This window comes from Actinoplanes sp. NPDC049802 (assembly GCF_040656595.1).
Lineage (GTDB): Bacteria > Actinomycetota > Actinomycetes > Mycobacteriales > Micromonosporaceae > Actinoplanes.
This window is the reverse complement of the sequence record NZ_JBFAMR010000042.1, coordinates 1-26,615: the sequence shown is the minus strand read 5'-3', so window position 1 is coordinate 26,615 and position 26,615 is coordinate 1. Positions and strand designations below refer to the sequence as shown.

General features: G+C 71.8%; 27 protein-coding genes. 17 read left to right on the top strand and 10 right to left on the bottom strand.

Annotated features, from left to right (window positions below; all coding sequences use genetic code 11):
• Positions 1 to 19: 19 nt before the first annotated feature.
• Positions 20 to 223: a DUF397 domain-containing protein gene (locus AB0I88_RS26050; protein ID WP_361029698.1), complete on the bottom strand. Its 204-nt coding sequence runs from the start codon at positions 221 to 223 to the stop codon at positions 20 to 22.
• Between the two features lie 147 nt (positions 224 to 370).
• Here AB0I88_RS26050 and AB0I88_RS26045 point away from each other — a divergent pair, with 147 nt between their 5' ends.
• Both AB0I88_RS26045 and AB0I88_RS26040 read left to right on the top strand, forming a co-directional pair.
• Positions 371 to 1,240 carry a helix-turn-helix transcriptional regulator gene (locus AB0I88_RS26045; protein ID WP_361029695.1) on the top strand — a complete coding sequence of 290 codons (870 nt, stop codon included), beginning with the start codon at positions 371 to 373 and terminating at the stop codon, positions 1,238 to 1,240.
• Between the two features lie 90 nt (positions 1,241 to 1,330).
• Positions 1,331 to 1,522: a CsbD family protein gene (locus AB0I88_RS26040; RefSeq protein WP_361029692.1), complete on the top strand. Its 192-nt coding sequence runs from the start codon at positions 1,331 to 1,333 to the stop codon at positions 1,520 to 1,522.
• Positions 1,523 to 1,570: 48 nt separating this feature from the next.
• On the opposite strand, the gene AB0I88_RS26035 is transcribed toward AB0I88_RS26040, so the two are convergent.
• Positions 1,571 to 2,926: a lysine 2,3-aminomutase gene (locus AB0I88_RS26035; RefSeq protein ID WP_361029689.1), complete on the bottom strand. Its 1,356-nt coding sequence runs from the start codon at positions 2,924 to 2,926 to the stop codon at positions 1,571 to 1,573.
• A gap of 133 nt (positions 2,927 to 3,059) precedes the next feature.
• Here AB0I88_RS26035 and AB0I88_RS26030 point away from each other — a divergent pair, with 133 nt between their 5' ends.
• The 10 genes from AB0I88_RS26030 (at position 3,060) to AB0I88_RS25985 (ending at position 13,262) form a co-directional block, all read left to right on the top strand.
• Entirely contained in the window at positions 3,060 to 4,070 is a 1,011-nt protein-coding gene (locus AB0I88_RS26030) for an L-erythro-3,5-diaminohexanoate dehydrogenase (protein ID WP_361029686.1), read from the top strand.
• 5 nt (positions 4,071 to 4,075) lie between these two features.
• Positions 4,076 to 5,614: an amidohydrolase family protein gene (locus AB0I88_RS26025; RefSeq protein WP_361029683.1), complete on the top strand. Its 1,539-nt coding sequence runs from the start codon at positions 4,076 to 4,078 to the stop codon at positions 5,612 to 5,614.
• Positions 5,615 to 5,629: 15 nt separating this feature from the next.
• Positions 5,630 to 7,165 (top strand): lysine 5,6-aminomutase subunit alpha, encoded by a 1,536-nt coding sequence (locus tag AB0I88_RS26020; RefSeq protein WP_361029680.1) that lies wholly within the window; start codon positions 5,630 to 5,632, stop codon positions 7,163 to 7,165.
• Positions 7,162 to 7,893, top strand: a complete 732-nt coding sequence (locus AB0I88_RS26015; protein ID WP_361029677.1) for an OAM dimerization domain-containing protein — start codon at positions 7,162 to 7,164, stop codon at positions 7,891 to 7,893. The genes AB0I88_RS26020 and AB0I88_RS26015 overlap by 4 nt, the downstream gene beginning before the upstream one ends.
• On the top strand, positions 7,890 to 8,252 hold the full coding sequence (locus AB0I88_RS26010; protein ID WP_361029674.1) for a hotdog domain-containing protein: 363 nt from the start codon (positions 7,890 to 7,892) through the stop codon (positions 8,250 to 8,252). Before AB0I88_RS26015 ends, AB0I88_RS26010 begins: the two co-directional genes overlap by 4 nt.
• The gene (locus tag AB0I88_RS26005; RefSeq protein ID WP_361029671.1) at positions 8,249 to 9,466 is read left to right on the top strand and encodes a glutamate mutase L; all 1,218 of its coding nucleotides are present in this window, start codon (positions 8,249 to 8,251) and stop codon (positions 9,464 to 9,466) included. Before AB0I88_RS26010 ends, AB0I88_RS26005 begins: the two co-directional genes overlap by 4 nt.
• A 423-nt stretch (positions 9,467 to 9,889) precedes the next feature.
• The gene (gene lnt, locus AB0I88_RS26000) at positions 9,890 to 11,503 is read left to right on the top strand and encodes an apolipoprotein N-acyltransferase (protein WP_361029806.1); all 1,614 of its coding nucleotides are present in this window, start codon (positions 9,890 to 9,892) and stop codon (positions 11,501 to 11,503) included.
• Positions 11,500 to 12,288: a polyprenol monophosphomannose synthase gene (locus AB0I88_RS25995; RefSeq protein ID WP_361029669.1), complete on the top strand. Its 789-nt coding sequence runs from the start codon at positions 11,500 to 11,502 to the stop codon at positions 12,286 to 12,288. The genes lnt and AB0I88_RS25995 overlap by 4 nt, the downstream gene beginning before the upstream one ends.
• A 68-nt stretch (positions 12,289 to 12,356) precedes the next feature.
• The gene (locus AB0I88_RS25990) at positions 12,357 to 12,866 is read left to right on the top strand and encodes an FxsA family protein (protein ID WP_361029666.1); all 510 of its coding nucleotides are present in this window, start codon (positions 12,357 to 12,359) and stop codon (positions 12,864 to 12,866) included.
• Positions 12,867 to 12,896: 30 nt separating this feature from the next.
• Positions 12,897 to 13,262 (top strand): VOC family protein, encoded by a 366-nt coding sequence (locus tag AB0I88_RS25985; RefSeq protein WP_361029663.1) that lies wholly within the window; start codon positions 12,897 to 12,899, stop codon positions 13,260 to 13,262.
• Positions 13,263 to 13,310: 48 nt separating this feature from the next.
• Here the strand turns inward: AB0I88_RS25985 and AB0I88_RS25980 are convergent, their stop codons facing one another.
• The 3 genes from AB0I88_RS25980 to AB0I88_RS25970 all read right to left on the bottom strand — a co-directional run bounded on the left by AB0I88_RS25980 (position 13,311) and on the right by AB0I88_RS25970 (position 15,960).
• Entirely contained in the window at positions 13,311 to 13,649 is a 339-nt protein-coding gene (locus AB0I88_RS25980; RefSeq protein WP_361029660.1) for an RNA polymerase-binding protein RbpA, read from the bottom strand.
• A 428-nt stretch (positions 13,650 to 14,077) separates the two neighbouring features.
• The gene (locus AB0I88_RS25975) at positions 14,078 to 15,211 is read right to left on the bottom strand and encodes a serine/threonine protein kinase (protein WP_361029657.1); all 1,134 of its coding nucleotides are present in this window, start codon (positions 15,209 to 15,211) and stop codon (positions 14,078 to 14,080) included.
• A gap of 56 nt (positions 15,212 to 15,267) precedes the next feature.
• Complete coding sequence (locus AB0I88_RS25970) at positions 15,268 to 15,960, bottom strand: hypothetical protein (RefSeq protein ID WP_361029654.1); 693 nt, start codon at positions 15,958 to 15,960, stop codon at positions 15,268 to 15,270.
• Between the two features lie 55 nt (positions 15,961 to 16,015).
• On the opposite strand from AB0I88_RS25970, the gene AB0I88_RS25965 reads away from it, so the two are divergent.
• Positions 16,016 to 16,819: an SDR family oxidoreductase gene (locus AB0I88_RS25965; protein ID WP_361029651.1), complete on the top strand. Its 804-nt coding sequence runs from the start codon at positions 16,016 to 16,018 to the stop codon at positions 16,817 to 16,819.
• Between the two features lie 17 nt (positions 16,820 to 16,836).
• Here AB0I88_RS25965 and AB0I88_RS25960 read toward each other — a convergent pair whose 3' ends face one another.
• Positions 16,837 to 17,265: a MauE/DoxX family redox-associated membrane protein gene (locus AB0I88_RS25960; protein ID WP_361029648.1), complete on the bottom strand. Its 429-nt coding sequence runs from the start codon at positions 17,263 to 17,265 to the stop codon at positions 16,837 to 16,839.
• 87 nt (positions 17,266 to 17,352) lie between these two features.
• Here AB0I88_RS25960 and AB0I88_RS25955 point away from each other — a divergent pair, with 87 nt between their 5' ends.
• The 3 genes from AB0I88_RS25955 to AB0I88_RS25945 all read left to right on the top strand — a co-directional run bounded on the left by AB0I88_RS25955 (position 17,353) and on the right by AB0I88_RS25945 (position 19,407).
• Positions 17,353 to 17,994 carry a TetR/AcrR family transcriptional regulator gene (locus tag AB0I88_RS25955; RefSeq protein ID WP_361029646.1) on the top strand — a complete coding sequence of 214 codons (642 nt, stop codon included), beginning with the start codon at positions 17,353 to 17,355 and terminating at the stop codon, positions 17,992 to 17,994.
• On the top strand, positions 17,987 to 18,145 hold the full coding sequence (locus AB0I88_RS25950; protein WP_361029643.1) for a hypothetical protein: 159 nt from the start codon (positions 17,987 to 17,989) through the stop codon (positions 18,143 to 18,145). The genes AB0I88_RS25955 and AB0I88_RS25950 overlap by 8 nt, the downstream gene beginning before the upstream one ends.
• Positions 18,146 to 18,357: 212 nt before the next feature.
• Positions 18,358 to 19,407, top strand: coding sequence for a GDSL-type esterase/lipase family protein (locus AB0I88_RS25945; RefSeq protein WP_361029640.1), 1,050 nt, complete (start codon positions 18,358 to 18,360; stop codon positions 19,405 to 19,407).
• A gap of 108 nt (positions 19,408 to 19,515) precedes the next feature.
• Here AB0I88_RS25945 and AB0I88_RS25940 read toward each other — a convergent pair whose 3' ends face one another.
• Together AB0I88_RS25940 and AB0I88_RS25935 are read right to left on the bottom strand one after the other, a co-directional pair.
• On the bottom strand, positions 19,516 to 22,059 hold the full coding sequence (locus tag AB0I88_RS25940) for an FtsX-like permease family protein (RefSeq protein ID WP_361029637.1): 2,544 nt from the start codon (positions 22,057 to 22,059) through the stop codon (positions 19,516 to 19,518).
• 1 nt (position 22,060) lies between these two features.
• The gene (locus AB0I88_RS25935) at positions 22,061 to 22,837 is read right to left on the bottom strand and encodes an ABC transporter ATP-binding protein (protein ID WP_361029634.1); all 777 of its coding nucleotides are present in this window, start codon (positions 22,835 to 22,837) and stop codon (positions 22,061 to 22,063) included.
• 312 nt (positions 22,838 to 23,149) lie between these two features.
• On the opposite strand from AB0I88_RS25935, the gene AB0I88_RS25930 reads away from it, so the two are divergent.
• The gene (locus AB0I88_RS25930) at positions 23,150 to 24,064 is read left to right on the top strand and encodes a hypothetical protein (protein WP_361029631.1); all 915 of its coding nucleotides are present in this window, start codon (positions 23,150 to 23,152) and stop codon (positions 24,062 to 24,064) included.
• Between the two features lie 51 nt (positions 24,065 to 24,115).
• On the opposite strand, the gene AB0I88_RS25925 is transcribed toward AB0I88_RS25930, so the two are convergent.
• A complete protein-coding gene (locus tag AB0I88_RS25925) occupies positions 24,116 to 26,179 on the bottom strand; it encodes a PAS domain S-box protein (protein WP_361029628.1) in 2,064 nt (687 codons plus the stop codon).
• A gap of 13 nt (positions 26,180 to 26,192) precedes the next feature.
• Positions 26,193 to 26,441 carry a hypothetical protein gene (locus AB0I88_RS25920; RefSeq protein WP_361029625.1) on the bottom strand — a complete coding sequence of 83 codons (249 nt, stop codon included), beginning with the start codon at positions 26,439 to 26,441 and terminating at the stop codon, positions 26,193 to 26,195.
• Positions 26,442 to 26,615 lie beyond the last annotated feature (174 nt).

Here is a 26,615-nt window from a genome sequence, read left to right as displayed (position 1 = left end):
ATCCGGTTTCGGGCCGGGCTCAGTGTGGCCGGTCGAATTCTCCGCGGGCCACACCTGCGACGAAAGCGGCGAACGGCTCGTGGCCGAAGCTCAGCACGGCGCCGTCCGGATTCTTGGAATCGCGTACGAGGATCCGATCGGGCCGCGGCGCGACCTCGACGCACGCCCCGCTGCTGCTGTGCGAGCTCTTGCGCCAGCGCGGCGCCCCGGAGAGACCGTCCATGGACTGTTCACCCACCTAACGTGACCGGTGTGGGCCCCTTTACCCACGCCAAGTGCAGCTTATAGCTGTTTTAGGCGCATTTTCCGGCTGTGCATGCACTTTGCACCTGGTCTAAGGTGAGGTCGTGGCGTCCAGAGGGGAGGAGCCATGGGTGGTCCGACGCCCGGCCCGGCGATCGCCCGGGCTCTGCTGTCGAAGGATCTGCGCATGCTGCGCGACTACCGCCCCGCAGCCGACGTCGCCCGCGCCATGCACTGGTCACTGTCCAAGCTGAACCGGATCGAGAACGGCAAGGTCACCGTCGGTCCGGTCGAGGTGGAGGCGCTGGCCCGGCATTACGGTGTGGACGATCCAGAGGAGCTGCGCCGCCTGGTGCGGTTGTCGGTCAACTCCCGCCAGCGGATGTGGTGGCGCGACGAGCACTTCGCCGAGGATTTCACGAATTTCATCGCGTTCGAGCACGACGCCTCCCATCTGTACGGCTACCAGGCCACCTTCATCCCGCCGCTGTTGCAGACCCCGGAGTACGCGCTGGCCGTCACCGCCTCGGTGCTGCGCCGCCCGACCCGCGACCGACAGGTCCGCAACATCGTCGACGTCCGCCTCAAACGGCAGGAGTCGCTGCGCGAGCGGCTCGACGGCGACTTCCCGCCGACCCTGAGCCAGGTGATCGACGAGGCTGTGCTGCTGCGCCCGGTCGGCGGTGGCGAGGTGATGGCCGCCCAGCTCGACCATCTGGCGGAGATGGCGTCCCGGCCGTCCATCCGGATCGTGGTCCTGCCGTTGCGGCTCGGCGTCCATCCGGGGCTGGGCGGCACGTTCGAGCTGCTCACCTTCACCGAGGACGACGACCTGGACGTGGTCTTCATCGAGACCCCGGCCAGCGACTTCCTGCTCACCGACAAGGAGGACACCGCCACCTTCCGCGACATCATCACCGAGCTGCTGGACACCGACGCGTCCGGCGACAGCCTGCACCGGGCGCTCACCGCGGCCAAGGCGGCGCTGCGCTCCTGACTCCGCCCTGCCCGTTACGACGGAATGGTCGTTTCAGAGTCCGGCTCGCCGGGCAATGGGTGGGGGAGCGAGCGATCAAGGAGGCTGACGATGAGCATCGCCGACAAGGCCAAGAACAAGGCCGAGGAGATGGCCGGCAAAGCCAAGCAGGGCATCGGCGAGGCGACCGACAACGAGCGCCTCTACGCCGAGGGCCAGGCCCAGGAGACGGAGGCGCACGCCAAGCAGGCGGGCGAGCACGTCAAGGACGCCGGGCGCGACGTCCGCGACGCCCTCAGCTGACCTTCACCGGATGAGGACGGGAGGCGCCCCGCGGGGCGCCTCCCGTCCTCATGCCTGCTGCTGCTTGCGCCACCAGTCCTGACCGGTCTGGGGGAGGGTGTCGATCGGGTCGTAGTACGCGTACAGCTTGGTGAGGGCTTCGCTGTCGTCGGCCTCGATCGAGGTGCGGTAGTTCTTCGTCCAGTAGGAGATGCCGTGCTCCCGGTCGTAGTCGGCGACCATGTGCACCCAGCGCTTGCCCACGAACGGGACGTCGCAGACGATGCGGGGTGTCGCGTACCCGGGCAGATATCCCATCAGGTCGTGTTGCAGCTGCTGGGCGTGCCACACCGGCACCCGCCAGTGCTCCGCGTTGGGGATCATGTCGCACATGTAGAAGTAGTAGGGCAGGATGCCGGCCTCGCCTTGCAGGGCGAAGCAGAGGTCGAGCAGGTCGGCCACGGTGGCGTTGACACCCCGCATCAGCACGCCCTGGTTGCGCACGTCACGGACACCGACTTCGAGCAGGGTACGCACCGCGCGCGCGACCAGCGGGGTCAGCGAGTTCACATGGTTGACGTGGGTGTGCACGGCCAGGTTGACGCCGCGCCGCTGGGCGGTGACCGCGACCCGGTGCATGCCTTCGACGACGTCGTCCTGCAGCCAGTGCTGTGGCAGTCCCATGAGCGCCTTGGTGGCGAGCCGGATGTCGCGCACGGTGGGCACCGACAGCAACCCCATGAGGTACGCCTCGAGCTGTTTCCACGGCACGTTGGCCACGTCGCCGCCGGACACGACGACGTCGCGGACTCCGGGGTGCGCCTTGAGGTAGTCGAGGTGCAGCGCGTAACGGTCCACCGGCTTGAGTGACAGTTTCAGCTTGTCGACGGTGGGTGTGCTGTTGCCGACCAGGTCCATCCGGGTGCAGTGCCCGCAGTACTGCGGGCAGGTGGACAGCAGTTCGGCCAGCACCTTGGTCGGGTAGCGGTGGGTGAGCCCTTCGGCGACCCACATGTCGTGCTCGTGCAGCGAGTCGCGGGCGGCGTGCGGGTGTGACGGCCAGTCGAGGTGCCGGTCGGTGGCGACGGGCATCATGTACCGCCGGACCGGGTCGGCGTAGAGCGACGCGGTGCCGGGCGCCCGGTCCGGGACCATGGTGTTGAGCATCTGCGGCGGCAGCAGCATCGACATGGTCGCGAGGCGCTGCTGGTCGGCCTCCAGATCCGCGTAGAACGTCTCGTCGACGAGGTCGCCGAGCACGCCCCGCAGTTGCTTGATGTTCTTGACGCAGTTGACCCGCTGCCACTGGGCGGACTGCCACTGGGCGGCCGTCACGTCACGCCAGCCGGGGAACCGTGTCCAGTCCGGCTCGACCAGTTCACGCCGTCGGTACTCGTACGGCTGTCCCGCCGAGATCTCTGCCATCGGATCCCTCCCGATACTTGGACTGCCGATCAACGTACTGGAGAATCTCCGGTCTAGAAAGCGGGTACGCGAAGGATTTACGGTATAGCCCGCACTATGACAGTGTTTTTAACGTGAGAGAGGCGTGGGAGCAATGAGCATCGGGTTGCGCCGGGTGATCGAGCCCGCGGGTGTGCTGCCGCAGGCCGCGTGGCGGCTGGACGCGGATCCGGAGATCGCCCCCGACGAGGTGCGCATCCGGGTGCAGCGGCTCAACCTGGACGCCGCCAGTTACCGGCAGCTCGCCGAGAAACACGCGGGCGACGGCGACGCGATCCGCGCCGAGGTGCTGGAGATCGTCGAGACCCGGGGCAAGATGCACAACCCGGTGACCGGCTCGGGCGGCATGCTGATCGGCGTGGTCGACGAGGTCGGCCCGGAGTCGCCGCTGGCCGTCAAGCCGGGCGACCGGGTGGCCACGCTGGTGTCGCTCACCCTGACCCCGCTGCGCATCACCGACGGCCTCAAGAGCTGGGACGGGTTGAGTGAGCAGGTGCCGGCCGAGGGGACGGCCATCCTGTTCGGCCGTTCCGTGGCCGGCGTGCTGCCCGATGACCTGGCGCCCGAGCTGGCCCTCGCCGTCTACGACGTGTGCGGCGCCCCGGCGCTGACGGACCGGGTGATCCGGGAGCGGAAGGCGGCCACCGTGGCGGTGCTCGGCGGCGCCGGCAAGAGCGGGTCACTCACTCTTGCGGTGGCGCGGCGCGCGGGCGCCCGTACCAAGGCCGTGGTTCGCGACGAAGCGGAGCGGGACGCGCTGCACGCGGCCGGACTGGCCGACGAGATCGCGATCGCCGACGCCCGGGACCCGGTGGCGGTGAGCGAGGCGGTCGGGGAACCGGTGGACGTGACCGTGGTCTGTGTGGACGTGCCCGGCTGCGAGCACGGCGCGATCCTGGCCACCGCGCCGGGCGGGACCGTGATCTTCTTCTCCATGGCGACCAGCTTCCCGGCCGCCGCGCTGGGCGCCGAGGGCCTCGCCGCGGACGTGACGATGCTGGTGGGCAACGGTTACGTGCCCGGGCACGCGGACTTCGCGGTGGACCTGCTGCGGCGGGTTCCCGCGGTGCGTGCTCTCTTCGAGGCCCGGATCGCGGCAGACTGACCGGCATGATTGACACGCCCTCGGTTCGCTACCTGAACGGCCGCTTCTACTCGGCCGCGGAACCCCGCGCCACCGCCATGGTCACCCACGGCGGCACGATCGCCTGGCTGGGCGACTCGGCCGGTGCGCCGGCCGCCGACGTCACCGTCGACCTGGACGGAGCGCTGGTCACCCCGGCGTTCGTGGACGCCCATCTGCACGCCACCGACACCGGCCTGGCCTTCGACGGCCTGGACCTGTCGGCGGTGCGTTCGCCGGGCGAGCTGCTGGACAAGGTGGCGGCGTTCGCGGCGACCCGCCCGCCCGGCGCCGTGGTGCACGGCCACGGCTGGGACGAGTCGACCTGGTCCGACCAGACGCCGCCGACCGCGGAGCAGCTGGAACGCGCCGGCGGCGGCCGCAAGGTGTATCTGTCGCAGGCGTCGGTGCACTCGGCGCTCGTGTCGTCGTCGCTGCTGCCGGCCGCGGCCGGGGTGCCCGGCCACCACGAGTCCGGCTGGGTGCGGGAGGCCGCGCACCACGCGGTGCGGGCCGTGGCGCTCGGCGCGCTGACGCCGCCGCAGCGGACCGCGGCGCAGCGGACCGCACTGTCCCGGGCCGCGTCGATGGGCATCGCGGCGGTGCACGAGTGCGGCGGCCCCGGCACCTCCAGCGAGGCGGACTTCGCGTCGGTGCTCGCCCTGTCCGGGCAGGGACTGCCGCAGGTGTTCGGCTACTGGGGCGAGCTGGGCGGCGCGGAGAAGGCGCGGGAGCTGGGCGCGCACGGTGCGGCCGGAGACCTGTACGCGGACGGCGCCCTCGGTTCCCGTACGGCATCGGTGCGCTCGCCCTACCACGACGGCGACCACGGCTGCGGTGAGGCGTTCCTGACCGCCGAGCAGGCCGCCGACCATCTGCTGGACTGTGTCCGGATCGGTTTCCAGGGCGGTTTCCACGCGATCGGCGACGCCGCCATCGAGACCGTCCTGGAGGGTTTCGCGATCGCCGCGAAGAGCGTCGGCGTCGACCGGCTCCGCGAGGGCCATCACCGGGTGGAGCACGTCGAGCTGATCGACAAGGCGATGATCGCCCGGATGGTGGAGTTCGGCGTGATCGCGTCGGTCCAGCCGGTCTTCGACGCCCTGTGGGGCGGCCCTGACCGGATGTACGCGCAGCGTCTCGGCGCCGACCGGGCCCTGGCCAGCAATCCGATCGGTGCGATGCACGCGACCGGGGTGGCGCTGGCGTTCGGTTCGGACTCGCCGGTGACGGCGCTCGACCCGTGGGCCATGGTGCTGGCGGCCGCGGCCCCGCGGAATCCGCGGTTCCGGATGACGGTGCGGTCGGCGTTCGCGGCGAGCACCGCGGGCGGCTGGCGGGCCGCCGGAGTGGCGAACGCGGGCACGCTCAAGCCGGGCGCGTCGGCGACCTTCGCGGCCTGGGACACCCCGGCCGGGCTGGCCGACGGCCTTCCGGCGCTGCTGCCGGACGCCGACGGCGGCGAACCGGCCAGGCCGGTGTGCGTGCGCACGGTGCTGCACGGCGACACGATTTTCGAGAGGTAACGGGAGGCGTTTTCGGTGGCCGGGAAGCTGGATCTGGATGCGGCCGTGGTCGCGCGGGCGAGAGCGCTCGCGGCACGGGCGGGGCAGCCGGTGGTCGACCTGGCGCGGTCGCACACGACCGTGTCGGTGGAGCGTGCGGTGCTGCGGCTGGCCGGGGTGACCGGCGCCGACCCGGACGGCATCCCGTGGGTGAACCGGCTGGTCGACGCGGTGCGCGCGGACGTCGGGCTCGGTCACGGGGTGGCTGTTCCGGTGTTCCACGCGATGGAGACGACCGGTGTGGAGGACGTGACGGTCCTGGCGCAGAAGGCCGCGGCGGGTTCGGTGCGGTTCACCCTGCCGGCCTCTCCCGGCCGGGCCCGGCAGCGGGCCCGGCGTGCCACCGCGGCCGGCCTCAAGCGGATCGATCGCCGCCGGGCCGAGCGGGACCGCCTGATCAAGCGGTTCGGGGACCCGAAGCAGCGCCCGTGGATCTACCTGATCGTGGCGACCGGCGACATCTACGAGGACATCCCGCAGGCCCAGGCGGCCGCGCGGGCCGGCGCGGACGTGATCGCGGTGATCCGGTCCACCGGCCAGTCGTTGCTGGACTACGTGCCGGAGGGCGCCACCCGGGAGGGGTTCGCCGGCACCTACGCCACGCAGGAGAACTTCCGGCTGATGCGGGCCGCCCTGGACGAGACGTCGAAGGAGGTCGGCCGGTACGTCCGGCTGACCAACTACGCCTCCGGCCTGTGCATGCCGGAGATCGCCACGCTGGCCGGGCTGGAGCGGCTGGACATGATGCTCAACGACTCGATGTACGGCATCCTGTTCCGCGACATCAACCCGATCCGCACCTTCGTCGACCAGCGGTTCTCCCGGCAGATCCACGCCCGTGCCGGGATCATCATCAACACCGGCGAGGACAACTACCTGACCACGGCCGACGCGGTCGACGCCGCGCACACGGTGACGGTGTCGCAGTTGATGAACGAGTACTTCGCGCACGAGGCCGGGCTGGAGGACTGGCAGCTCGGCCTGGGGCACGCTTTCGAGATAAATCCGGACCTGCCGGACTCGTTCCGGCTGGAGCTGGCACACGCCCTGCTGGCCCGCGAGCTGTTCCCCGACGCGCCGCTCAAGTGGATGCCGCCGACCAAGCACATGACCGGTGACGTCTTCCGCGGCAACCTGCTGGACGGCTTCTTCAACCTGGCCGGGGCGCTGACCGGGCAGGGCATCCTGCTGGTCGGCATGATGACCGAGGCCGTCGTCACCCCGTGGCTGTCCGACCGGGACATCGCCTTGCAGAACGTCCGCTACGTGCTCAACGGCGCCGGCAACCTGCACGAGGACTTCACTCCCGGACCGTTCATCCGGGGCCGCGCCAACCAGGTCCTCAGCGAGGCCGTCGACCTGCTGGAGAAGATCGTCGACGACGGCATGCTCAACGCCATCGCCGACGGCACCTTCGGGATCATGAAACGCCCCGCGGACCGCGGCAAGGGCCTGGACGGCGTCGAGAAGCAGGACGAGGACTACTACAACCCGGTCGGGGAGGACCTGTGATCATCCGGCCCTACGGGGACACCACCGGCGACGGCATGGTGCAGCTCTCCTTCACCCTGCCGATCCCGCACGACAAGCGGGCCGAGGGCGCCGCCCTCCAGCTGGCCGGGAAGATGGGCATGGACCCGGCCATGCTCGTGCACGCCAAGCCGATGGGTGACGGCTACACCTTCTTCGTCGTGTACGGCAAGGTGAACCACCTCGTCGACACCGACAAGGTCCAGGTGGTCGAGCGTGACTTCCCGCTGCTGAGCGCCAAGGAGGTCAACGCGGCGATCAAACGGCGGTTGCGGCGGCGGCTCAACGTGGTCGGCGCCTGCATCGGCACCGACGCCCACACCGTCGGCATCGACGCCATCCTCAACCTCAAGGGCATCGCCGGGGAGAAGGGCCTGGAGTACTACTCGGAGCTGTCGGTCACCAACATGGGCGCCCAGGTGTCGGTGCCGGACCTGGTGGAGACCGCCCGGGAGAAGAAGGCCGACGCCGTGCTCGTCTCCCAGGTCGTCACCCAGCGCGACGCGCACCTGCGGAACACCCGGGCCATGACGGCCGCCTTCCGGGAGGCGCTGCCCGCCGGGAAACGGCCGCTGCTCATCGTCGGCGGGCCCCGCTTCGACGAGCTGATGGCCGCGGAACTCGGCGTCGACCGGATCTTCAGTCGCGGCACCACGCCCCGTGAGGTCGCCTCCTACCTCGTCCACGCCCTCGCCGGGAGCTCGAAATGATCACCGTGACGCACCGCCGCTACGTGCCCTACTCGCACGCCCACTACGCCGGAGACCTGGTCGACGGCGCCTACTCGCTCGGCCTGTTCGGCGACGTGGCCACCGAGATCTGCATCCGGCTCGACGGTGACGAGGGACTGTTCGCCTCCTACGACGACGTGCAGTTCAAGGCCCCGGTGCGGGCCGGCGACATGCTGGAGATCACCGGGACCGTGGTGCGGACGGGCACCCGCTCCCGGAAGATCGACTTCGAGGTGCGGGTGGTGTGCCGCGGCACCGGGGGCTCCGCCGCCGCGGTGCTCGACGAGCCGATCGTCGCCACCACGGCGACCGGCACCGTCGTCGTGCCGCCCAAGTGACGACCGCGGTCTGCGTGGACGTCGGGTCCACGTACACCAAAGCCGCCAAGATCGACCTCGACGGCGCGCGACTGATCCGCCGTGCCGAGGTGCCCACCACCGCCGCGACCGACGTCCTGGAGGGGCTGGACGCCGCCGTCGCCGCGGTGGGCGGCGGCGACGAGCTACGGGTGTGCTCCTCCGCCGGGGGCGGGCTGCGGCTCGCCGTGATCGGCTACGAGGCGCTGGTCACCGCCGAGGCCGGGCACCGGGTCGGCCTGTCCGCCGGCGCCCAGGTGGTGCACGTGGCGCCCGGCCCGATGACCGGGCCCGACCTGACCCGGCTGCGGGCGGCCCGGCCCGACGTGCTGCTGCTGGTCGGCGGCACCGACGGCGGCGACGGCGAGGTGCTGCTGCACAACGCCCGCCGCCTCGCGGCGGCCCGGACCCGGCTCCCGGTGGTTCTGGCCGGCAACGCGGCGGTACGCGAGGACGCGTACGCCCTCCTGACCGGCCGGGGAGTGCCGGTGACCCCGGCCGCCAACGTGCTGCCCCGTATCGGCGTGCTGGACCCGCTGCCGGCCCGCGCCGCGATCCGGGACGTCTTCCTGCGCCACGTGATCGGTGGCAAACGTCTCTCCCGGGGCCGCCGCTTCGCCTCGCTGGTCCGGGCCGCCACCCCGGACGCGGTGCTCGCCGGCGTCGAGGCGCTGGCCGACCGGACCGGTTTCGGCATCCTGGTCGTCGACGTGGGCGGCGCCACCACCGACGTGTACTCGGCGCTTGTCCCGGACCCGGAGAGCGAGACCGGGCCGCGCCGTGACGTGGCCGGCACCCTGTGGCGGGCCCGCACCGTCGAGGGCGACCTCGGGGTGGCGGCCGGCGCGGACGGCACCCGGGCGGCGGCGGTGGCCGAGAAGCTGCCGGCGCCGCACGGCGACCGGGATCTGGCGGCGACGGCCGCGGTGATCGCCCTGCGCCGGCACGCGCGCGGCCGATCCGGGCTGTGTGACGTACGTCTCCTCGTGGGCTCCGGTGGTGTCCTGCGCCACGGCGGGGGCGACCGGGTCCTCGGTGCCGTCCTGGCCGACGTGGCCGGAGGCTGGGCGCCCCCGGAGCGGGCCCGTACCGTGATCGACGAGCAATATGTGTTGGCCGCCGCCGGACTGCTGTCGGAGGATCATCCCGCGGTCGCCGGCGAACTCCTGCGTAACTCGATCCGGTACGAGATGTGACACGCCGGTGAACACGACACGCCGGAACGCGGAGACGCCGGTTGACAGAACCGCGGGGGTGCGACGTACCGTCTTCTGGTCCTGTTCCACGGCGAGCGGTCGTGATCCGCTCCGCTTCCTCCACCCACTGGCCGCAGTCCTCGCAGGGGTCGCGCGTACAGCCAGGTCCAGGGGGCGGGGGCGCGCGGGGCGGTGCGGACCGGGCCGCGTACCGGTGGCACATCCGGGGATCGGTTCATGGCCAGTAGACAACGGCACGACGCGGGCAGCCGGCTCGCGGCGGGTCGGTCCGAAGGTCACGGCGGGATTCCGCGGGTTCCACCGGCCGGGGAGAGGACGGGAGCACCCGAGGGGCGTGGTCGAACCGTGACCGCGCCCCTCCGTCGTCGCAGGTCGCGGGCGGGTAGCCTGCCACGCGTGGAAATGACTCTCCCCCCACCGGCGCTCGCCGGCGAAGGCACCGGCGTCCGGGTGCCGGGACGCGCCCCGCGCCTGCCGGTGGCCGTGGCCCTCGCGGTCGCCGCCGGGGCGTCCCTGCTGCTGGCGCTGCCGCCGTTCGACCTGTGGTGGCTGTCCCCGGTCGGCGTGGCGCTGCTGGCCGTGGCCGTGCACCGGCGCCGCCTGCGGGCCGGTTTCGGTCTGGGCGTCCTCGCCGGGGTGGTGCTGTTCTTCCCCCTGCTGGAGTGGACCAGGATCGCCGCCGGCTGGCTGCCCTGGACCCTGCTGGCCGGTCTCCAGGCGCTGTACATCGGCTTCGCCGGGCTGGCCGGTTCCTGGCTGTCGCCGCTCGTGGACCGCTGGCGGGCACTGTGGCCGCTGCTGGCCGGCCTGATCTGGACCACCTGCGAGTTCCTGCGCGACCGCACCCCGTTCGGCGGCTTCCCGTGGGGGCGGCTCGCGTTCAGCCAGGGCGACGCGCCGACGCTGCGGCTGGCGGCGTACGGCGGCGCCCCGCTGGTCACCTTCGCCGTGGCGGCCGCCGGGGGTGCTCTCGCGGCGCTGGCGTGGCGCCGGTGGAGCCCGCGCACCCTGCTGCCGGCCGCCGGTTTCGCCGTCGTGGCGGGGCTCCTGCTGACCGCTCCGGCCGCCCTGCCGCTGACCATGCCGGGCGGCGCCACCGCCACGGTCGCCATCGTGCAGGGCAACGTGCCCCGGCTCGGTCTCGACTTCAACGCCCAGCGGCGGGCGGTGCTCGACAACCACGTCAACGCCACCCGTGCGCTGGCCGCCGAGGTCGCGGCCGGCCGGCAGAAGCAGCCCGGCCTCGTGGTGTGGCCGGAGAACTCCAGCGACATCGACCCGCTCCAGAACGCCGATGCGGCCGCCCTCATCCAGTCCGCCGCCGACGCCGTCCAGGCGCCCATCCTGGTCGGCACGCTGCAGCGCACCGACGTGCCCGGCGACATCTACAACGTGGGCATCCTGTGGCGGCCTGGCAGCGGCCCGGACCTGGCCCAGCAGTACGAGAAGCGGCACCCCGTCCCGTTCGCCGAGTACATGCCGTTGCGCTCGGTCGCCCGGCTGGTCAGCGACAAGGCGGACCTGGTCCGCAACATGCTCGCCGGCGACGAGCCCGGCGTCGTCGACACCGGCGCGGCGGTCCTCGGCGACGTCATCTGCTTCGAGGTCGCCTACGACGGGATCGTCCGCGACGTGGTGACCGGTGGCGCCCAGATCCTCACGGTGCAGACCAACAACGCCACCTTCAACGAGGCGGAGGCCCTCCAGCAGCTGGCCATGGTCCGGCTGCGCGCCGTCGAGCACGGCCGCGAGGCCCTCATGGTGTCCACTGTCGGTGTGTCCGGATTCGTTGACGCCGAGGGCGGTGTGCACGATTCGACCGGTTTCAACACCGCGGCGGTGGTGGTGCGTGGCATGAATCTGGACGGACCGCGTACGCTGGCGACTCGTTCGGGCGCTCGGCCGGAGACGGTGATCGTCTTCGGTACGATCGCCGCCCTCGTCGCTGTGCTGCCGTTGCGCCGCCGACGGGGCACCATCGACAGCGACGGCGGGACAGTTTCGGAGGAACGGTGAGCGAGGCGGAAGGTTACCCGGGAGTGGGACGGGTCCTCGTGATCATCCCCACCTACAACGAGGCGGACAACGTCCGGGGGATCACCGATCGGGTCCGTGCCGCGGTCCCGGCCGTCGACATCCTGGTCGCCGACGACAACTCGCCGGACGGGACCGGCGCGATCGCCGACGAGCTGGCGGAGGCCGACGATCACATCTTCGTCCTGCACCGGGCCGGCAAGGAAGGCCTCGGCGCGGCCTACAAGGCCGGCTTCCAGTGGGCGAAGGACAAGGGGTACGACGCCGTCGTCGAGCTCGACGCGGACGGCTCGCACGCCCCTGAGGAACTGACCAGCCTCCTCGACGCGCTCCGGGACCACGACGCGGTCCTCGGCACCCGCTACATTCCGGGCGGAAGCGTGCACAACTGGCCGATGCGGCGCCTGCTGCTCTCCCGGGGCGGCAACATCTACATCCGGATGGCTCTGGGCATGCCGTTCAAGGACGCGACCGGTGGCTACCGGGCGTACCGTCTCTCGGTCCTCGACAAGATCGAGGTGGGCACCATCGCCTCCACCGGGTACTCGTTCCAGGTGGAGATGGCGTGGCGGGCGTACCGGCAGGGCTTCCGCATGATCGAGGTGCCGATCACGTTCACCGAGCGCGAACACGGCGTCAGCAAGATGAGCGGCAACATCTTCAAGGAACAGCTGCTGAGGGTCACCATCTGGGGCGTTCAGGCCCGCAAGCAGGACCTGCTCAACCTGCTCAACCGCAAACCACGGCAAGGCAGCACCTGGCCGTGAGGTGTCATGCTGGACGGGGCCGGTCGTAGGACGAGGCCCGGGACACCTCTCGGTGAGTGGAGTACGACATGCGGCGTAGCAGGCTGGCCTATCTACCGTTCGCGTTCCCGCTGCTGGCGCTGGCGGAGATCGTGGTCTTCCTCGCGGTGGCGGACGCCATCGGCGCGGGCCTGGCAGTGTTGCTGCTCGCCGTGTCCAGCGTCGCCGGCATCGCGCTGCTGCGGCGTGAGGGCATCCGCGGCTTCCGTGCCTTCCAGGAGGCGGTCCGGGCGGGCCGCCCACCCGGCGACGAGGTCAGCAACTCGCTGATCGGGCTCTTCGGGGCGCTGCTGCTGGCCCTGCCCGGCTTCGTCACCGGCGTCGCCGGCGTCGTCCTGCTGCTGCCACCCGGCCGGTTCCTGGCCCGCCGGGCCGTGGAGCGGTTCGCTCAGCGCAACCTCGGCGGCGCCGCCACCGGTGACCTGTTCGGCCCACGCCGGGTCCGGGTGCATCAGAGCGACCCGGTCACCGTGGTGGTCGTCGACGAGGAGCAGCCGCGCCCGCCGGCCGGCGCCATCGAGGGCGAGATCGTTCGCTGATCCGGGGCTCACTTCGTAGACTGGGTGACCATGTTCGACGAGGTGTTCCCCATCCTGAGCACGCCGGACCTGCCTCGTGCGCTCCGTTTCTACCGTGACCTGCTCGGCGGCGAGGTGACCTACCGGTTCCCGGCCGAGGGCGACCCGGGTTACGTCGGCATTCAGCTGGGCCGTTCCCACCTCGGCATCGGGCAGCAGGACGAGCCGGGCGCCCTCACCAACGACCGCGTCACCCTGTGGGTCTACGCCGACGACTGCGACGCCGCCGTGGAGCTGCTTCGCGCCGGTGGCGTCACGGTGCTCCAGGAGCCGGCCGGCCAACCGTGGGGCGAGCGCATGTGCACCGTCGCCGACCCGGACGGCAACCGGGTCGTCATCGCCTCCCGCGGCATGTGAAGAGGGGCCGCCCCGTAACGGGACGGCCCCTCTTCACAGCTGCTCACCTCAGCGACCGCGGCGGGTGCGAACCTCCTGCAGCCGCTCGTTGAGGATGTCCTCCAGCTCGGCGATCGAACGCCGCTCGAGCAGCATGTCCCAGTGGGTGCGCGGCGGTTTCGCCTTCTTCTGTTCCGGCTCGTTGCCGTCGACCAGGCGGGCGACGCTGCCGTCGAACTTGCACTCCCAGGTGATCGGCACCTCGGCATCGACGGCGAACGGCACCTCGAACTGGTGACCCTTGACGCACATGTACTCGCGGGACTGCCGGGGCGCCAGCTCGGTGTTACGGTCGGACTCGTAGCTGACTGCGCCAAGACGGCTGCCGCGCAGCATGCGTTCGCCCATGATCGGCTTTCCCCTCGCTCGTGGAGCTCTCGTTGGTGTAACGAAAGGAGCGGCCGCCGGATTCCTCCGCCGGAATTCCGGCTCCGCCAAAGTCCCTATCGGCCGCCTGTATCGGCGGTGTTAACGCTATGAGCGTAACCGGCCGTTCACCCTACCCGGCAATCCGAACCGGCGGCCGATTAGACCTTGGTCCACCTTAGGGCGGTTTGCGGCTTCTGCGGGTGGTGCGATGTCGGTCACTAGGCCAGATTCACTCGTCATTCTCGGAGCCGCCGGTCCTCCGTCGGCGCGCCAACGGTAGTGATCGGCTCCCGTTCCGCCACTTACAGCCCGCCGAGACGTGAGAATTTTCACCAGCTCACCGCCGTGGCCGGGAAACGGACGGAACGCCCACGAACTCGCGAAAAGAACGACGGCGAGGTGCGCGGTCAACTGTTGCCGGAAGCGGTGGGCTGAGCCGGAGCGGGCGGCACCGGACGGGCCGCACCCAGAGCGGCCAGCGCGGACGCCAGGTCGCTCACCTGCGACGTCAGCTGGGCCACCCGTTCCTGGGCGGCGTCGGCGTCGGCCCGGGCGGACGCGAGGCGGCGTTCCAGATCGGCACGTTCCCGCGCGGCGCGCTCGGCGGCACGTTCGAGATCGTCATGGGTACGCCGGAGCCCGTCCCGCTCGGCGCCGACCGCCGCCAGCTCGTCGCGCCGGGCAGCCGCGTCGGCACGGGCCTGGCGGGCGTCCGAGGCGGCCTCGTCCCGCTCACGTTCGGCGGTCGCCGTCTCCTGCCGGGCCCGGTCCGCCTCGGTCCTGAGACGGTCCACGTCGGACCTGAACCGGTCCGTCTCCGACCGCAGACCGGCGATCTCCGTCTCGGCCCTGCCGCGGTACTCCTTGGCGTCTTGAAGAGCGGCCCTCAGGTCCCGTTCCGCGGTGTCACGCTCCGCGCGTACCCCCTGGAGGTCCTGGTTTGTTCTTGCCAGCTCCTCGGTCGCGGCGTCCCGCTCGGCCTCGGCCCGCTCACGCAGCGCGACCGCCGCGGTAGCGGCCCGGACCGCCTCGTCACGTGCCGCGACCGCCTCCCGCTCCCGCTTTCCCGCTTCCTCGGCCGCGCGCTGGGCCTCACCGGCCTGCCGGCGCGCCTCGTCCCGCTCGGCGGTGGCGGCCGCCGCGATCTGCTGTGCCGCGATCGCCGCGTCAGCCGCCTGCTCGGCGTCGCGGCGGGCGTCGTCGCGTTCCGCGTGCGCCGCCGCCACCTGACCGGACGTCTCCGCTCGCACCTCGGCGAGCTGCCGCTCCACCCCGGCCGGGGACATCTCCGAGTGCAACGCCTCGGTCAGCGTGCCGACCAGCTGGTCGAGCCGGTCCACCGCCTCCCAGGTGCGCGCCACCTGGCCGGCGAGCCCGGGCGACGAGCGGTGCCGCATCCGCACGTTCCGCGAGGCACGCTGGCATTCGCCGTCGTTGTCGCGGCAGTACCGGAACGGGCGCCCGGCGGAGGCGCGCTGCGGGACGGGGCGCCCGCAGTGGGCGCAGGGACGGGTCTCGGCTTCGGAATCCTGCACAGTCATAGCGTTCCCACCCTATGCGTGGTGACCATGGCACCCCGGCAACCACACCGGCACGGTCAGAAGGCGATCGGGACCCGGTCCACCCAGCAGGAGCGGACCGTGGGACGGAGCAACTCCGCGGCCTCGCGGGCGTCGGCCTCGGAGAGGAACACGCCCACGGTGACCCGGGGGTGGCCGTCCCGGTTCTCCCGGGCGCCCAGCACCCAGGCCCAGCCGCGGCGGTCACGGCGTGACGTCTGGTCGGGGAGCCCCTCGAGCACGGCGGCGGCGACCTCGGCGGGGGAGGAGAAGTCCAGGTCGTTGTGGCTTCCGGCGAAGGGCCCGGTGGGCCACATCGGGTCGTACGGGGAGGGCGCGTTGTAGAAGCCGGCCCGCATGCGCGACAGCACCCCCTCCCGCCAGCCGAAACCGTGGCAGACGACGAAGTCGCGGGCCGGGCCGGACTCCAGGAACAGCACGTGCAGGTCGCGGTCCATGGGGCCGGTCAGCGTCGCGGCGATCTCGGCGGTCTCCTCCGCGGTGGCGCACCGCACCACCAGACCCGGGTAGACCCGCTGGATGCGCAGCACGTCGACCGGGCGGAACTGCAGTTGGATCGCCGTCTCGTACGCCGCGCCGTTCTGGTCGTGGAACGAGGAGAACATCAGCGGGCTGTGCGTGACGCCGTAGCCGTGGAAGCGGAACAGCCGGTCGCTGCGGAACAGCTCCGCGCCGGGCGCGGGATCGGACAGCCACACGTCGGAGATCATGTGCGTGACGATCTCCCGGGGTGACCGGCCGGTCAAGTCCGGATAGGTTGCTCACGTGGATCGCACCGCGCTGGTCACCGGCGCCTCGTCAGGTATCGGGAAGGCGACCGCGGCGGCGCTCGCCGCCCGTGGCTACCGCGTGCTGGGCACCAGCCGTGACCCGTCCTCGCTGAGTGCGGAGCAGCGGGCGCCAGGCGTGGAGTACGTGGCTCTGGACCTCACCGACGACGCCTCGATCGAGGGCCTCGCGGAGACGCTCGCCGGTGTCGACGTGCTGGTCAACAACGCGGGCGAGAGCCAGTCGGGGCCGATCGAGGAGCTGCCGGGCGACGCGCTGCGGCGGATCTTCCAGGTGAACGTGCTCGGGCCGGTCCGCCTCACCCAGCTGGCCCTGCCCGGGATGCGGCGGCGCGGTTTCGGGCGGGTGGTGATGGTCGGGTCGATGCTGGCGTCGTTCCCGCTGGCCTACCGCTCGTCGTACGTCGCCACGAAAGCCGCGATCAAGGGGTTCAGCAACGGGGCGCGGCAGGAGCTGACGCCGTTCGGGGTGTGGCTCACCACGGTGGAGCCGGGGTCGATCGCGACCGGGATCAGCGAGCGGCGTACCAGGTACGTGGGCGAGGACTCGCCGTACCGGGCCGACTTCGAGCGGATGCTGACCGCGCTGAACCGTAACGAGCGCGCCGGGATCAGTGCCGAACAGGTCGCCGCCACGATCGTCACGGCGATCGAGGCGGAGCGGCCGAAGGCACGGTACGCGGTGGGCAGCAACGCCCCGGCCGTCTTCGCGCTGCGCCGGCTGCTGCCCGCCGGCGTCGTTGAGAAGATCGTCCACCGGCGGCACGACCTGCGCCGTTAGGCACGGGGTGGCCGAGGTCAGCTTTTGAGCGCTCGTGCCCGGCGCAGGTCACGCAGGGTTCTGATGGCGCTGGTCACCCCGAGCGCCCAGAGGATCAGCAGCGGCTGGAAGAAGAGGCGGGTGAACCGCTCGGCGTCGGTGTCCAGCCCGAAGCCGTCCTTGTGCTCGAGCCACTGGGCGACGTTCCCCGGGAAGATCACGATGAAGAACAGGGCCACGACGGCGCCGAGGACGCCGCGGGCCGGCTGCTTCCACACGGTCAGCAGGGCCAGGCCCAGGGTGATCTCGACGACGCCGGAGGCGATGACGACGAGATCCGCGTCGATCGGGAACCAGCCCGGCACCTGAGCCTGGAACTCCTGGCGGGAGACGGTCAGGTGGCTGATGCCGGCGAAGGTGAGTATCGCGCCGAGGAGCGCCTGACCGGCGTTTTTCAGGATCGACATGACGGGGTTCCCATCGCTGCTCGCAAAATGATGGCGAGATCATAACTGACGAGATCATCAGTTACGAGACCGCTTAAGCTTACGGGCATGAGCGGTGGCCGGCTCGAACGGCGAAAGGCACAGACCCGCGCGGCCCTGATCTCCGCCGCGCGCACCCTGCTGACCAGCCGGGACCCGGCCGGGGTGAGCATCCAGGAGATCACCGAGGCGGCCGATGTCGGATTCGGCAGCTTCTACAACCATTTCCCGTCCAAACAGGAGCTGTTCGATCTGGCGGTCGCGGAGGCCGTCGAGGAACACCGGACCCTGCTGGCCTCGGCCACGCGGCGGCTCTCCGACCCGGCCGAGGTGCTCGCCGTCTCGGTGCGGATCACCGGCCGGTTCCCGCGGACCCGTCCCGAGTTGGCCCGGATCATCGACCGGGTCGGCGCCGGCTACCCCGCCACGCCGACCGTCGACGACCTGCGGCACGCCCGCGACGTGGGCCGGCTCTGCTTCGACGATCCCGAGGTGGCGCACGCCTGCGTCGGCGGCTCCGTGCTCGGGGTCCTGCACCTGGGACTGACCGCCGGTGACCCGTCCACGATCGACCGGGCCGCCGACCGGCTCGCGGTCAGTCTGCTGCGCATGTTCGGGCTGGTCGAGGGCGACGCCCGCCGGGTCGTCGCCCGTCCGCTGCCGGCCGTCGCCGATGGGCCGGGTGCTGATGGGCTCGGCGCTGATGCATGACGTGACCGCGGCCTGGGTCCGGATCGAGCGGTGGCTGGGCCGGCACGCCCCCGCCGGCCTGGAGGTGCTGGCCCCGCCGGCCGGCCGGGACGAGATCGCGCCCGGCACAATGACCCGTCGGGAGATCAACAGCGGGCGGGGGACGGGTTGATGCGGTGGGGCGCGGTCGCGTTCGTTCTCACGCTTGTTGCGGGGTGCTCGGCGCCGCCTGCGCCCGCGCCGGTCTCCGGGCCCGGGCCGGTCTCCGGGCCCGGGCCGGTCTCCGGGCCCGCGCCGGTCTCCGGGCCCGGGCCGGTCTCCGGGCCCTCGCCGGTCTCCGCGCCCTCGCCCTCGCCTTCGACGGCGACGGCGACGGTGCCGTGGGTGGGGACCTGGGGGACCGCTGTCCAGCGCGGCGGGCGGACTTTTCAGGATCAGACGGTACGGCAGATCGTGCACACCAGCATCGGTGGCGACAGTGCCCGGGTCCGGTTCTCCAACGAGTTCGGCAGTGGACCGCTGGTCATCGGCTCGGCGTATCTCGCGGGCCGGCCGCTCACCTTCGACGGCGCCACCTCGGTGACCGTCCCGGCCGGGCGGACGGCGGTCAGCGACGAGGCCGCGATCGCGGTGCCGGCCGACGGGGACGTGACCGTCAGCGTGTACCTGCCGCAGCCCGCGGGCGGGACGGTGCACGGGATCGCGGTGCGGCACACGTACGTCGCTCCCGGTGACCAGGCTGCCGCCGCCACGCTGACCGGGGCGAAGACCGAGAGCAGCTGGTACTTCCTGTCCGGGCTCGACGTCCGCAATGCCGGGGCGGCCGGCGCGGTGGTCGCGTTCGGGGCCTCCATCACCGACGGGTACGGGTCCCGGTTCAACGGCGACCAGCGCTGGCCCGACCTGCTCGCCGACCGGCTGCGGGCAGCCGGGCACACCGTCGGCGTCCTCAACGCCGGGATCAGCGGCAACCGGCTCACCGCCGGCGAACACGGGGAGAGCGCCCGCGACCGGTACGAACGGGACGTGCTCAGCCGGTCCGGGGCCCGCTGGGTGATCATCTCGGACGACGCCCTCAACGACCTGGGCGCCGCCGACCCACCGTCGGCAGCCGAGCTGATCGAGGCGCTCGGCGAACTCGTCGACCGGGCCCACCGGGCGGGGCTGCGGGTGATCTGCTCGACGCTCACGCCGTACCGGGGGGCCGGCTACTGGACCGCCCGCGGAGAGACGGCCCGGGGCGAGATCAACGACTTCCTGCGCGGCGCCGGCAGCGGCTGCGACGCGGTCCTCGACGCGGACAGGGCCACCCGCGATCCGTCGGCGCCCACCCGCTTCCGGCCCGATTACGACTCCGGCGACCATCTGCACCCCGGCGCCGCCGGGCTCCGGGCCATCGCCGACGCCGTGCCGTTGGAGATCTTCGCCCGCTGACCGCTGATGTGTGGAGTTCGGGCGCGAAGCGCACCCGAACTCCACACACTGGGAGCTGTGGCGGTAGCCACGATCGCAGCGAGTGCCGACCTGGCCGGGGAGGCCGCCTCAGGTGGTGGCGATGGCGTCCAGCAGGCGCAACCGGGCCGCTCGGCGGGCCGGCCAGAGGGCGGCGACCAGCCCGATCAACGCGGCGACGACGAGGAACAGGATCAGGCGGCCGGTGGGTACCGACAGAACGTCGATCCCCTGCCCCGCGAGGGCGTGGGTGAGGCTGACGCCGAAGATCAGGCCCAGCGCCAACCCGAGCAGCGCCCCGTACACCGAGGTGATGACCGCCTCCAGGAGGACCATTCGGCGGATCTGCCGGCGCGCTGTGCCGATGGCCCGCAGCAGCCCGATCTCCCGGGTACGTTCGATCACCGCCAGGGTGAGGGTGTTCGTGATGCCGAGCGCCGCGATGAGAACGGAGAGCGCGAGCAGCGCGTCGATCAGCAGGAGCAACTGGTCGACCTGGCCACGCAGTTCGGCCTTGAACTCGCCCTGGTCCTTCAGCGTCACCACCGGGTAGGCGGCCGTGACCTGACCGAGGGCGGCCCGGACGTCCGCGGTGTTCGCGTCCTCGGCGACGTCGACGTAGACGTACTGGTCGAGTGCCGTGCCGCCGGCCGCCTCGTAGGCCCGCATGTCCACCACGTCGGAGCCGACGATCTGATTCGCCCGGTAGATCCCGCCGATGCGCGGGGTCAGCCGCGTGCCGTTGGGCAGCAGCACGGCGACCTCCTCACCGAGGGACCACCCGTGGGCGTCGGCCGTCCGCTCGTCGACCAGCATGCCGCCGCCGGACAGGCCCGCGGTGGAGCCGGCGAGGTAGTCCAGGTCGACCACACGGTCCAGCATGTCCGCGTCGACCGCGGTCAGGTAGGCGCCCTCGCCGGCGATCATGGCGCTGCCGAAGCGGTGCTGCATCACGGCGGCCACTCCCGGGACGGCGGAGACGCGTTTCGCCACCTCGGGGGTGAAGGGCTGCCCGACGGTCGTGGAGATCACGAATTCGGCGCGCAGCCCCTGGTCGATGAGTGCGTCGACGGAGGCCTTGGTGGAGGAGCCCATGATGCTGAACCCGGTGACCAGTGCCAGGCCCACCATCAGCGCGGAAGCCGTGGCGGCCGTACGGCGTGGGTTGCGCGCGGCGTTGTCCCGCGCCAACCGCCCGAAACGGCCCCACACCAGCGGCAGCACGGCGCCGGCCGTGCGCAGGAACGGCCGCGCCAGCACCGGGCTCAGCGCGACGGCTCCGAGCACCAGGCCGGCGGCTCCCGCGCTCGTCCACGCGGCGGCGGTGTCACCGTCCTGGGTGAGCCGTCCGGCGATCAGGCTTCCGGCGCCGCCGGCGGCGAGCACCAGCCCGATGACGGTCCGTCGGCGCAACGACCGCTCGGACGTGCCGAAGTCGTCCTGCATGGCGGCCACCGGGGGCACCTTCGCCGCCCGGCGTGCCGGCAGATAGGCGGCCACCAGGGTGACGACGACACCGACGGCGTACGACCAGAGGACCGTGTCCGCGGCGAACACCAGCCCGCCGTCGAGGGTCAGCCCGAACGTGGCGAACAGGCCGCGAAGCCCGGCCGCGATGCCGAGGCCGGCGGCCAGTCCCACGGTCGAACCGAGGACGCCGAGCACGAGCGCCTCACCCAGCACGGACCGGGTGATCTGGCCACGGTTGGCACCCAGGGCACGCAGCAGCGCCAACTCGCGGGTGCGCTGGGCGACGAGCATGGCGAACGTGTTGAGGATGATGAAGGTCCCGACGAACAGCGCCACACCGGCGAAGACGAGCAGGAAGACGTTGAGGAAGCGCAACGACTCCGACATCGCGACTGCCAGGTCGTGTGCCTGCTCCTGCTGGGTCTTCACGTCGTACTGCGAGCCGAGGGCCGCGGAGATCCGGCGCTTGAGCTCGTCGTTGCCGACGCCGTCGGCCGCGCTGACGGCGGCGTCGGTGAATCGCCCGGGTTGCCCGATCAGCTGCTGTGCGGTGGCGGTGTCGAAGGCGGTGAGCGAGGCGCCGGCGAGACCGCCGTCCTCGCCGAACTTGAAGATCCCGACCAGTTGAGCGGTGATCCGGGGGCCGGGGGTCAGCACTTGCACCGTGTCCCCGACGCGGTGACCGGTCTTCTCCACCGTGCCGGTGTCCAGGGCGACCTCGCCGGCGCGCTGCGGGCCCCGGCCCTCGGTCAGCACGGCGGCCGTGACCGATCGGTCGTCGGTCCAGTTCATTCCGACGCCCGGCGCGCCGCCGGTGCTGACCACCTTCCCGTCCTTGTCGAGGACGTACACACCCTCGGTCTGCACGTCGCCGACGACCGCGTCGACGCCGTCGACCGCCGCGATCCGCTCGACGTCGGACGCCGGCATCGTCGACGGGGCGGCCGACCCGCCCGTGCCGGTGAGCCCGATGTCGAAGGCGGCCTTCGGCTGGACCGTGACGTCCGCGGCGGTGGTCTGGAACAGATCGGTGAACGTCCGCGACAACGTGTCCGTGAAGATCATCGTGCCGGAGACGAAGGCCACGCCCAGCACGATCGCGAGCCCGGACAACGCCAGGCGCAGTTTGTGGGCCTGCAGGCTGCGTAAGGTGGCTCGCCACATGTCAGACCGCCGAACCCGTCGTGTCGAGCGACTCGTCGAACGCCTTCATCCGTTCCAGCACCCGGGCCGCTGTCGGCTCGCTCATCTCCTGCACGATGTGGCCGTCGGCGAGGAACAGGACGCGGTCGGCGTACGCGGCCGCGGAGGCGTCGTGCGTCACCATGACGACCGTCTGCCCCAGTTCGTCGACCGAGCGGCGCAGCAGGGCCAGCACGTCCGCGCCGCTCTTGCTGTCCAGGTTGCCGGTGGGTTCGTCGGCGAAGACGATCGCCGGCCGGGTGACCAGGGCCCGGGCGCAGGCGACGCGCTGCTGCTGTCCGCCGGACAACTGCGCCGGCCGGTGGTCCAGCCGGGCGCGCAGGCCGACCGTGTCCACGATGGTGTCGAGCCACGCCTGGTCCGGTTTGCGGCCCGCGATGTCCAGCGGAAGCGTGATGTTCTCCAGCGCCGTCATCGTCGGCAGCAGGTTGTACGCCTGGAAGATGAACCCGACGAGGTCCCGCCGTAACGCGGTCAGGCGTTTGTCGTCCAGTGTGGTGAGTTCCGTGTCGCCGATCCAGGCCTGCCCGTCGCTGAGCGCGTCGAGTCCGGCCATGCAGTGCATCAGGGTCGATTTGCCGGATCCCGACGGTCCCATGATGGCGGTGAACCGGTGCTCGGGAAAGTCGACGTCGACACCGTCGAGTGCCACCACCCGGACGTCGCCCTCGCCGTAGACCTTGGTGAGCCGGCGGCCCCTCGCCGCCGAGGCGGGTGCTGCCGGTTGAGTGGTTGTCATATACCAGTTCCTCCCCGTGTGCTCGACCACGGCAGGGGAACGTCTCGGCCGACTGCGGCATCGGGCTCCGATCCCGCATCGCCGTGTGATCCCGTTCAGACTTTTCCGGTCACCGCTGTTTGACCAGAGCCGTAGGTCCTGCGCGGTCGGTGCCGGCCCCGGCCCGGTCCGCGCGACGGCGTACGGCGAGGCCGGGACTTTCGGCCTTTCCGCCGCCCGGCGGCGGTTCCTACCGTGTGCGGTGAGAGCGTGTGACATCCGCGCCGGTCGACGGCCGCGGGCCGGCACGGCGTGAAGAACCGGGGTTGCGCCATGACGATCATCAGTACGCCGGGCCTGCACGGCGGGCCGCCGGCGACCGGGTTGCGGCGGCCCGTGCTGCCGGCCGCCGCGGTGGCCGCTCTCGGCGCGGGGATCGCCCTCACCGCGCTGCTGGGACCACTGGTCTCGGACCTGATGCGGTACCGCACCTCACCGACGACGCTCAACCAACTGCTGGGCAGTGACGCCGCCGGGCTGTTCGTGATCGCCCCGCTCGCGGTGGTCGCCGCGGTGCTCGTGTTCCGGCGGCCGGTGGCCGGCCTGCTGCTGGCGAGCGGGATCGGCGCGTTCGCGGTCTACACCTATCTGCAGGTGATCGTCGGCCAGGAGTATCTGCGGCTGCCGGGCAATGTGGAACGTTTCTTCCCGCTGCTGCTGGCCGTGTTCGTGCTGGCCGAGGCGACGTTCGTCCTGGCGTGGCGTGCGGTGCCCACCGACCTGCCGCCGGTGTCGCGCCGGCTCGAACTCGCCGCCGGTGGCGCCCTGCTCGCGGTGGTGGTCTTCCTGGTGTTCGGCCAGCATCTGCGGCCGATGCTCCTCGCCTGGTCCGATCCGGCGTCGCTGACCGAGTACGCGTCCAGCCCGACACCGTTCTGGCTGGTCAAGCTCATGGATCTGGGCATCGTGGTCCCGATCGCGGCCATCACCGGGATCGGCCTGCTGCGCCGGGCCGCGTGGGCACGCCGGGTGGCGTACCCGCTGCTGACCGCGTACGCCCTGCTCGGCGTGTCCGTGACCGCGATGGGCGTGGTGATGAGCCTGCACGCCGACCCCGACGCCGCACCGGGGCTCACCGTGGGCTTCCTCGTCTTCACCGCGATCTTCGCCGGGCTGGCGGCGGCGCTGTACCGGCCGCTGCTCCGCCGGCCCACCGCGGACCCGGGTGAACGACATGCCTCCGGCTGAGCCTGCCGTTCCGGAGCGGCCGAGTCCTCAGCGGTGTGGACCGGGCGGACCTCAGCCGGCCGGGAGGGGCGCCGGGCGTACGCTGCCGGTGTCCGCCGCCCGGGTGGCGGCGGGGGTGCCGGGCAGCGACAGCAGGAAGGTGGCCCCGCGCGGCTCGTTGGGCCGGTAGGAGACGGAGCCGCCGGACGCCGCGGCAAGGCGGGCCACCAGGTAGAGGCCGAGGCCGGTGCCGGGTTTGGTGGTGGCGACGCCGGTCTCGGCGCGGGTGAAACGCTCGAACAGGTGCGGTACGAACGCCGCCGGCACACCCTCGCCCTGATCACTGACCTTGATGAGGACCCGGTCCCGGTCCGGGGTGATGGTGATGTTGACCGGCGGGGCGCCGTACTTGACCGCGTTGGCCAGCAGGTTGCCGAGCAGCAGTTGCAGGTGCACGGGGTCGGCGAACGCGGTGACCTGGTCGGGGGCGGTCACCGTGATGTTCCGGCGGGGGTCCGGGCCCTGCGCGGTGACGGCCTCCCGGGCGGCGTGCGCCACGTCGAGCCGCACCGGGCGGGCGCTGAGCGCGCCGGCGTCCAGCTGGGCGAGGGTGAGGATCTCGCCGACCAGCTGCTCGGCACGGTGCCCGGCGGTGGTCATCCGGGTCAGATAGTGCCGCCGGGAGTCGTCCGGCATGTCGGTCCAGTCCTCGAGCAGCATCTCGCCGGCCGACACGATGGTGGCCAGCGGCTGGCGTACGTCATGGGTGAGCATGGCGATGAAGTCGGCCATCTGCTCGTTGGCGTGTTCCAGCCGCTCGGCGTGGCGGGCCAGTTCGGCGGCGTCGCGGCGGCGGGCCTGTTCCAGGGAGTGCCGTTCGGTCATGTCGATCACCTGGGTGGCGATGTACTGCGGGAGGTCGTCCTCGTCGCGCAGCAGGCTCGCGGTGAGCGCCACCTCCACGGTGCGGCCGTCGGCGTGCAGATAGCGCTTGTCGAAGTCGAATCCGTCGATCCGGCCGGTACGGCAGTCGCGGAGACGGCGCTGCGAGGCGGGGACGTCGTCGGGATGGGTGATGTCGGTGATGTGCCGGCCGATCAGCTCGGCGGCGCTGCGGCCCAGCATGTGGCAGAGGGTCGGGTTGACCCTGGTGAACCGGCCGTCCAGATCGGCCAGGGCCATGCCGATGCGCGAGTTGTCGAACACCTTCCGCAGCCGCTGTTCGCTGGAGAGCAGTTCGCGGCGGTTGCGGCGGGCCCGGCCGATGGCGGCGACCACCAGCAGGCCGACCACGGCGGCGGTGAGCAGGGCGGCCCGGCCCGCGGCGCGGCTGCCGGCCGTGTTGCCGAACAGCACCTCTTCCGGCACCGCGGCGGACAGGCGCCACGGGGTGCCCGAGATGGGGTGGGAGGTGTAGTGCCACCATTCGCCGCCCTCCCGGTAACGGCCCGTGCCGGACGCGGCGAGTGCCGCGTTGAGGTGGGGTTCCTCGTCCTTGAACAGGTTGACCTCGGGCGGGTGCCGATGGTTGGCGGCGACGATGGCGCCGGTCTCGTCGTACAGATGGGTCTTGACCCGGTCGAGGGTGATGGCGGTGCCGAGATAGGACGTGAACGGGCTGTCGGTGACGTCCACCGCCCCGGAGAACACCCGCAGCCCGGACGGGCTCTCGAACGGCACGGCGAAGGCGACGACCGGGATGCCGCGGGCCGCCGACGACACGACGGGGGAGACCGCTGGGCGGTTCTCCAGGACGGCGGTCCGTAGATGGGGGTAACGCTCGTGGATGGCCGTGCCGACGACCGCCGCGTTGTGCGGGATGATCCGGAGAACCCGGCCTCGCGCGTCGAGCAGCACCGCAGCCGGGTAACCGAAGCCACCGACCGAGCGGGTGAAGTCCTCGTCGGTGACCACGTCACCGGTGAGGAAGGCGCTGGCCTGGGCGCGTTCCCGGTCGATCAGGTCGCCGACCATGGTGGTGACGAAACCGGCGGCCAGGCTGACACGGTCGCGGTAGCGGTCGACCACGCCGTCCCGGGTGCCGCGTTCCACCCACATCAGGACACCGGTGCCGAGGCAGGTCAGGACGAACCACACCGCGAGCGGCGCGGCCAGGAGACGCCAGCCCGTCCGCATGTTTCGTACTATTTCATGGTTGGTGCGCGGGCAGGTTAGGACCGTCAAAGGCAGGGTGCCGCCGGCTGCCGGTCCGCACGAGCCGGCCGCCCAGGATCGCCGGCGCGCCGCCGATGCCGCCGAGCCCGGACCAGGCGCCACGGCCAGGCTCAGCGCGTAGCCGTTGACGGTCCACGGCATCGGCGGCGTCCGCGCCGAGTTCCCGCCCGATCTCCGGCAGGGCGGCGGTGGCGTCGATGAGGGCGAGGCTCGAGCCGAGCACGGTGGCCGGCAGGACCCGGCGGCCGGCCGCTGTGGCGTACCTCGGCGCCGGCCGATCCGTGCGCCCACCCTCGGGACTCCGGCAACCGGGTGGCACCGGTGCGGGTACTCGGTGGGCACCCGCCGCCCTGGAATCTCTTTCACATGCCCGGCCGACAACGTGCCGGACAACAGG

Excerpts from the sequence above, each read along its gene's own strand:
- AB0I88_RS26050 (WP_361029698.1), bottom strand. The coding sequence starts at position 223 with ATGGACGGTCTCTCCGGGGCGCCGCGCTGGCGCAAGAGCTCGCACAGC.
- AB0I88_RS26045 (WP_361029695.1), top strand. The coding sequence starts at position 371 with ATGGGTGGTCCGACGCCCGGCCCGGCGATCGCCCGGGCTCTGCTGTCG.
- AB0I88_RS26040 (WP_361029692.1), top strand. The coding sequence starts at position 1,331 with ATGAGCATCGCCGACAAGGCCAAGAACAAGGCCGAGGAGATGGCCGGC.
- AB0I88_RS26035 (WP_361029689.1), bottom strand. The coding sequence starts at position 2,926 with ATGGCAGAGATCTCGGCGGGACAGCCGTACGAGTACCGACGGCGTGAA.
- AB0I88_RS26030 (WP_361029686.1), top strand. The coding sequence starts at position 3,060 with ATGAGCATCGGGTTGCGCCGGGTGATCGAGCCCGCGGGTGTGCTGCCG.
- AB0I88_RS26025 (WP_361029683.1), top strand. The coding sequence starts at position 4,076 with ATGATTGACACGCCCTCGGTTCGCTACCTGAACGGCCGCTTCTACTCG.
- AB0I88_RS26010 (WP_361029674.1), top strand. The coding sequence starts at position 7,890 with ATGATCACCGTGACGCACCGCCGCTACGTGCCCTACTCGCACGCCCAC.
- lnt (WP_361029806.1), top strand. The coding sequence starts at position 9,890 with ATGACTCTCCCCCCACCGGCGCTCGCCGGCGAAGGCACCGGCGTCCGG.
- AB0I88_RS25990 (WP_361029666.1), top strand. The coding sequence starts at position 12,357 with ATGCGGCGTAGCAGGCTGGCCTATCTACCGTTCGCGTTCCCGCTGCTG.
- AB0I88_RS25985 (WP_361029663.1), top strand. The coding sequence starts at position 12,897 with ATGTTCGACGAGGTGTTCCCCATCCTGAGCACGCCGGACCTGCCTCGT.
- AB0I88_RS25980 (WP_361029660.1), bottom strand. The coding sequence starts at position 13,649 with ATGGGCGAACGCATGCTGCGCGGCAGCCGTCTTGGCGCAGTCAGCTAC.
- AB0I88_RS25975 (WP_361029657.1), bottom strand. The coding sequence starts at position 15,211 with ATGACTGTGCAGGATTCCGAAGCCGAGACCCGTCCCTGCGCCCACTGC.
- AB0I88_RS25970 (WP_361029654.1), bottom strand. The coding sequence starts at position 15,960 with ATGATCTCCGACGTGTGGCTGTCCGATCCCGCGCCCGGCGCGGAGCTG.
- AB0I88_RS25960 (WP_361029648.1), bottom strand. The coding sequence starts at position 17,265 with ATGTCGATCCTGAAAAACGCCGGTCAGGCGCTCCTCGGCGCGATACTC.
- AB0I88_RS25955 (WP_361029646.1), top strand. The coding sequence starts at position 17,353 with ATGAGCGGTGGCCGGCTCGAACGGCGAAAGGCACAGACCCGCGCGGCC.
- AB0I88_RS25950 (WP_361029643.1), top strand. The coding sequence starts at position 17,987 with ATGCATGACGTGACCGCGGCCTGGGTCCGGATCGAGCGGTGGCTGGGC.
- AB0I88_RS25940 (WP_361029637.1), bottom strand. The coding sequence starts at position 22,059 with ATGTGGCGAGCCACCTTACGCAGCCTGCAGGCCCACAAACTGCGCCTG.
- AB0I88_RS25935 (WP_361029634.1), bottom strand. The coding sequence starts at position 22,837 with ATGACAACCACTCAACCGGCAGCACCCGCCTCGGCGGCGAGGGGCCGC.
- AB0I88_RS25930 (WP_361029631.1), top strand. The coding sequence starts at position 23,150 with ATGACGATCATCAGTACGCCGGGCCTGCACGGCGGGCCGCCGGCGACC.
- AB0I88_RS25925 (WP_361029628.1), bottom strand. The coding sequence starts at position 26,179 with ATGCGGACGGGCTGGCGTCTCCTGGCCGCGCCGCTCGCGGTGTGGTTC.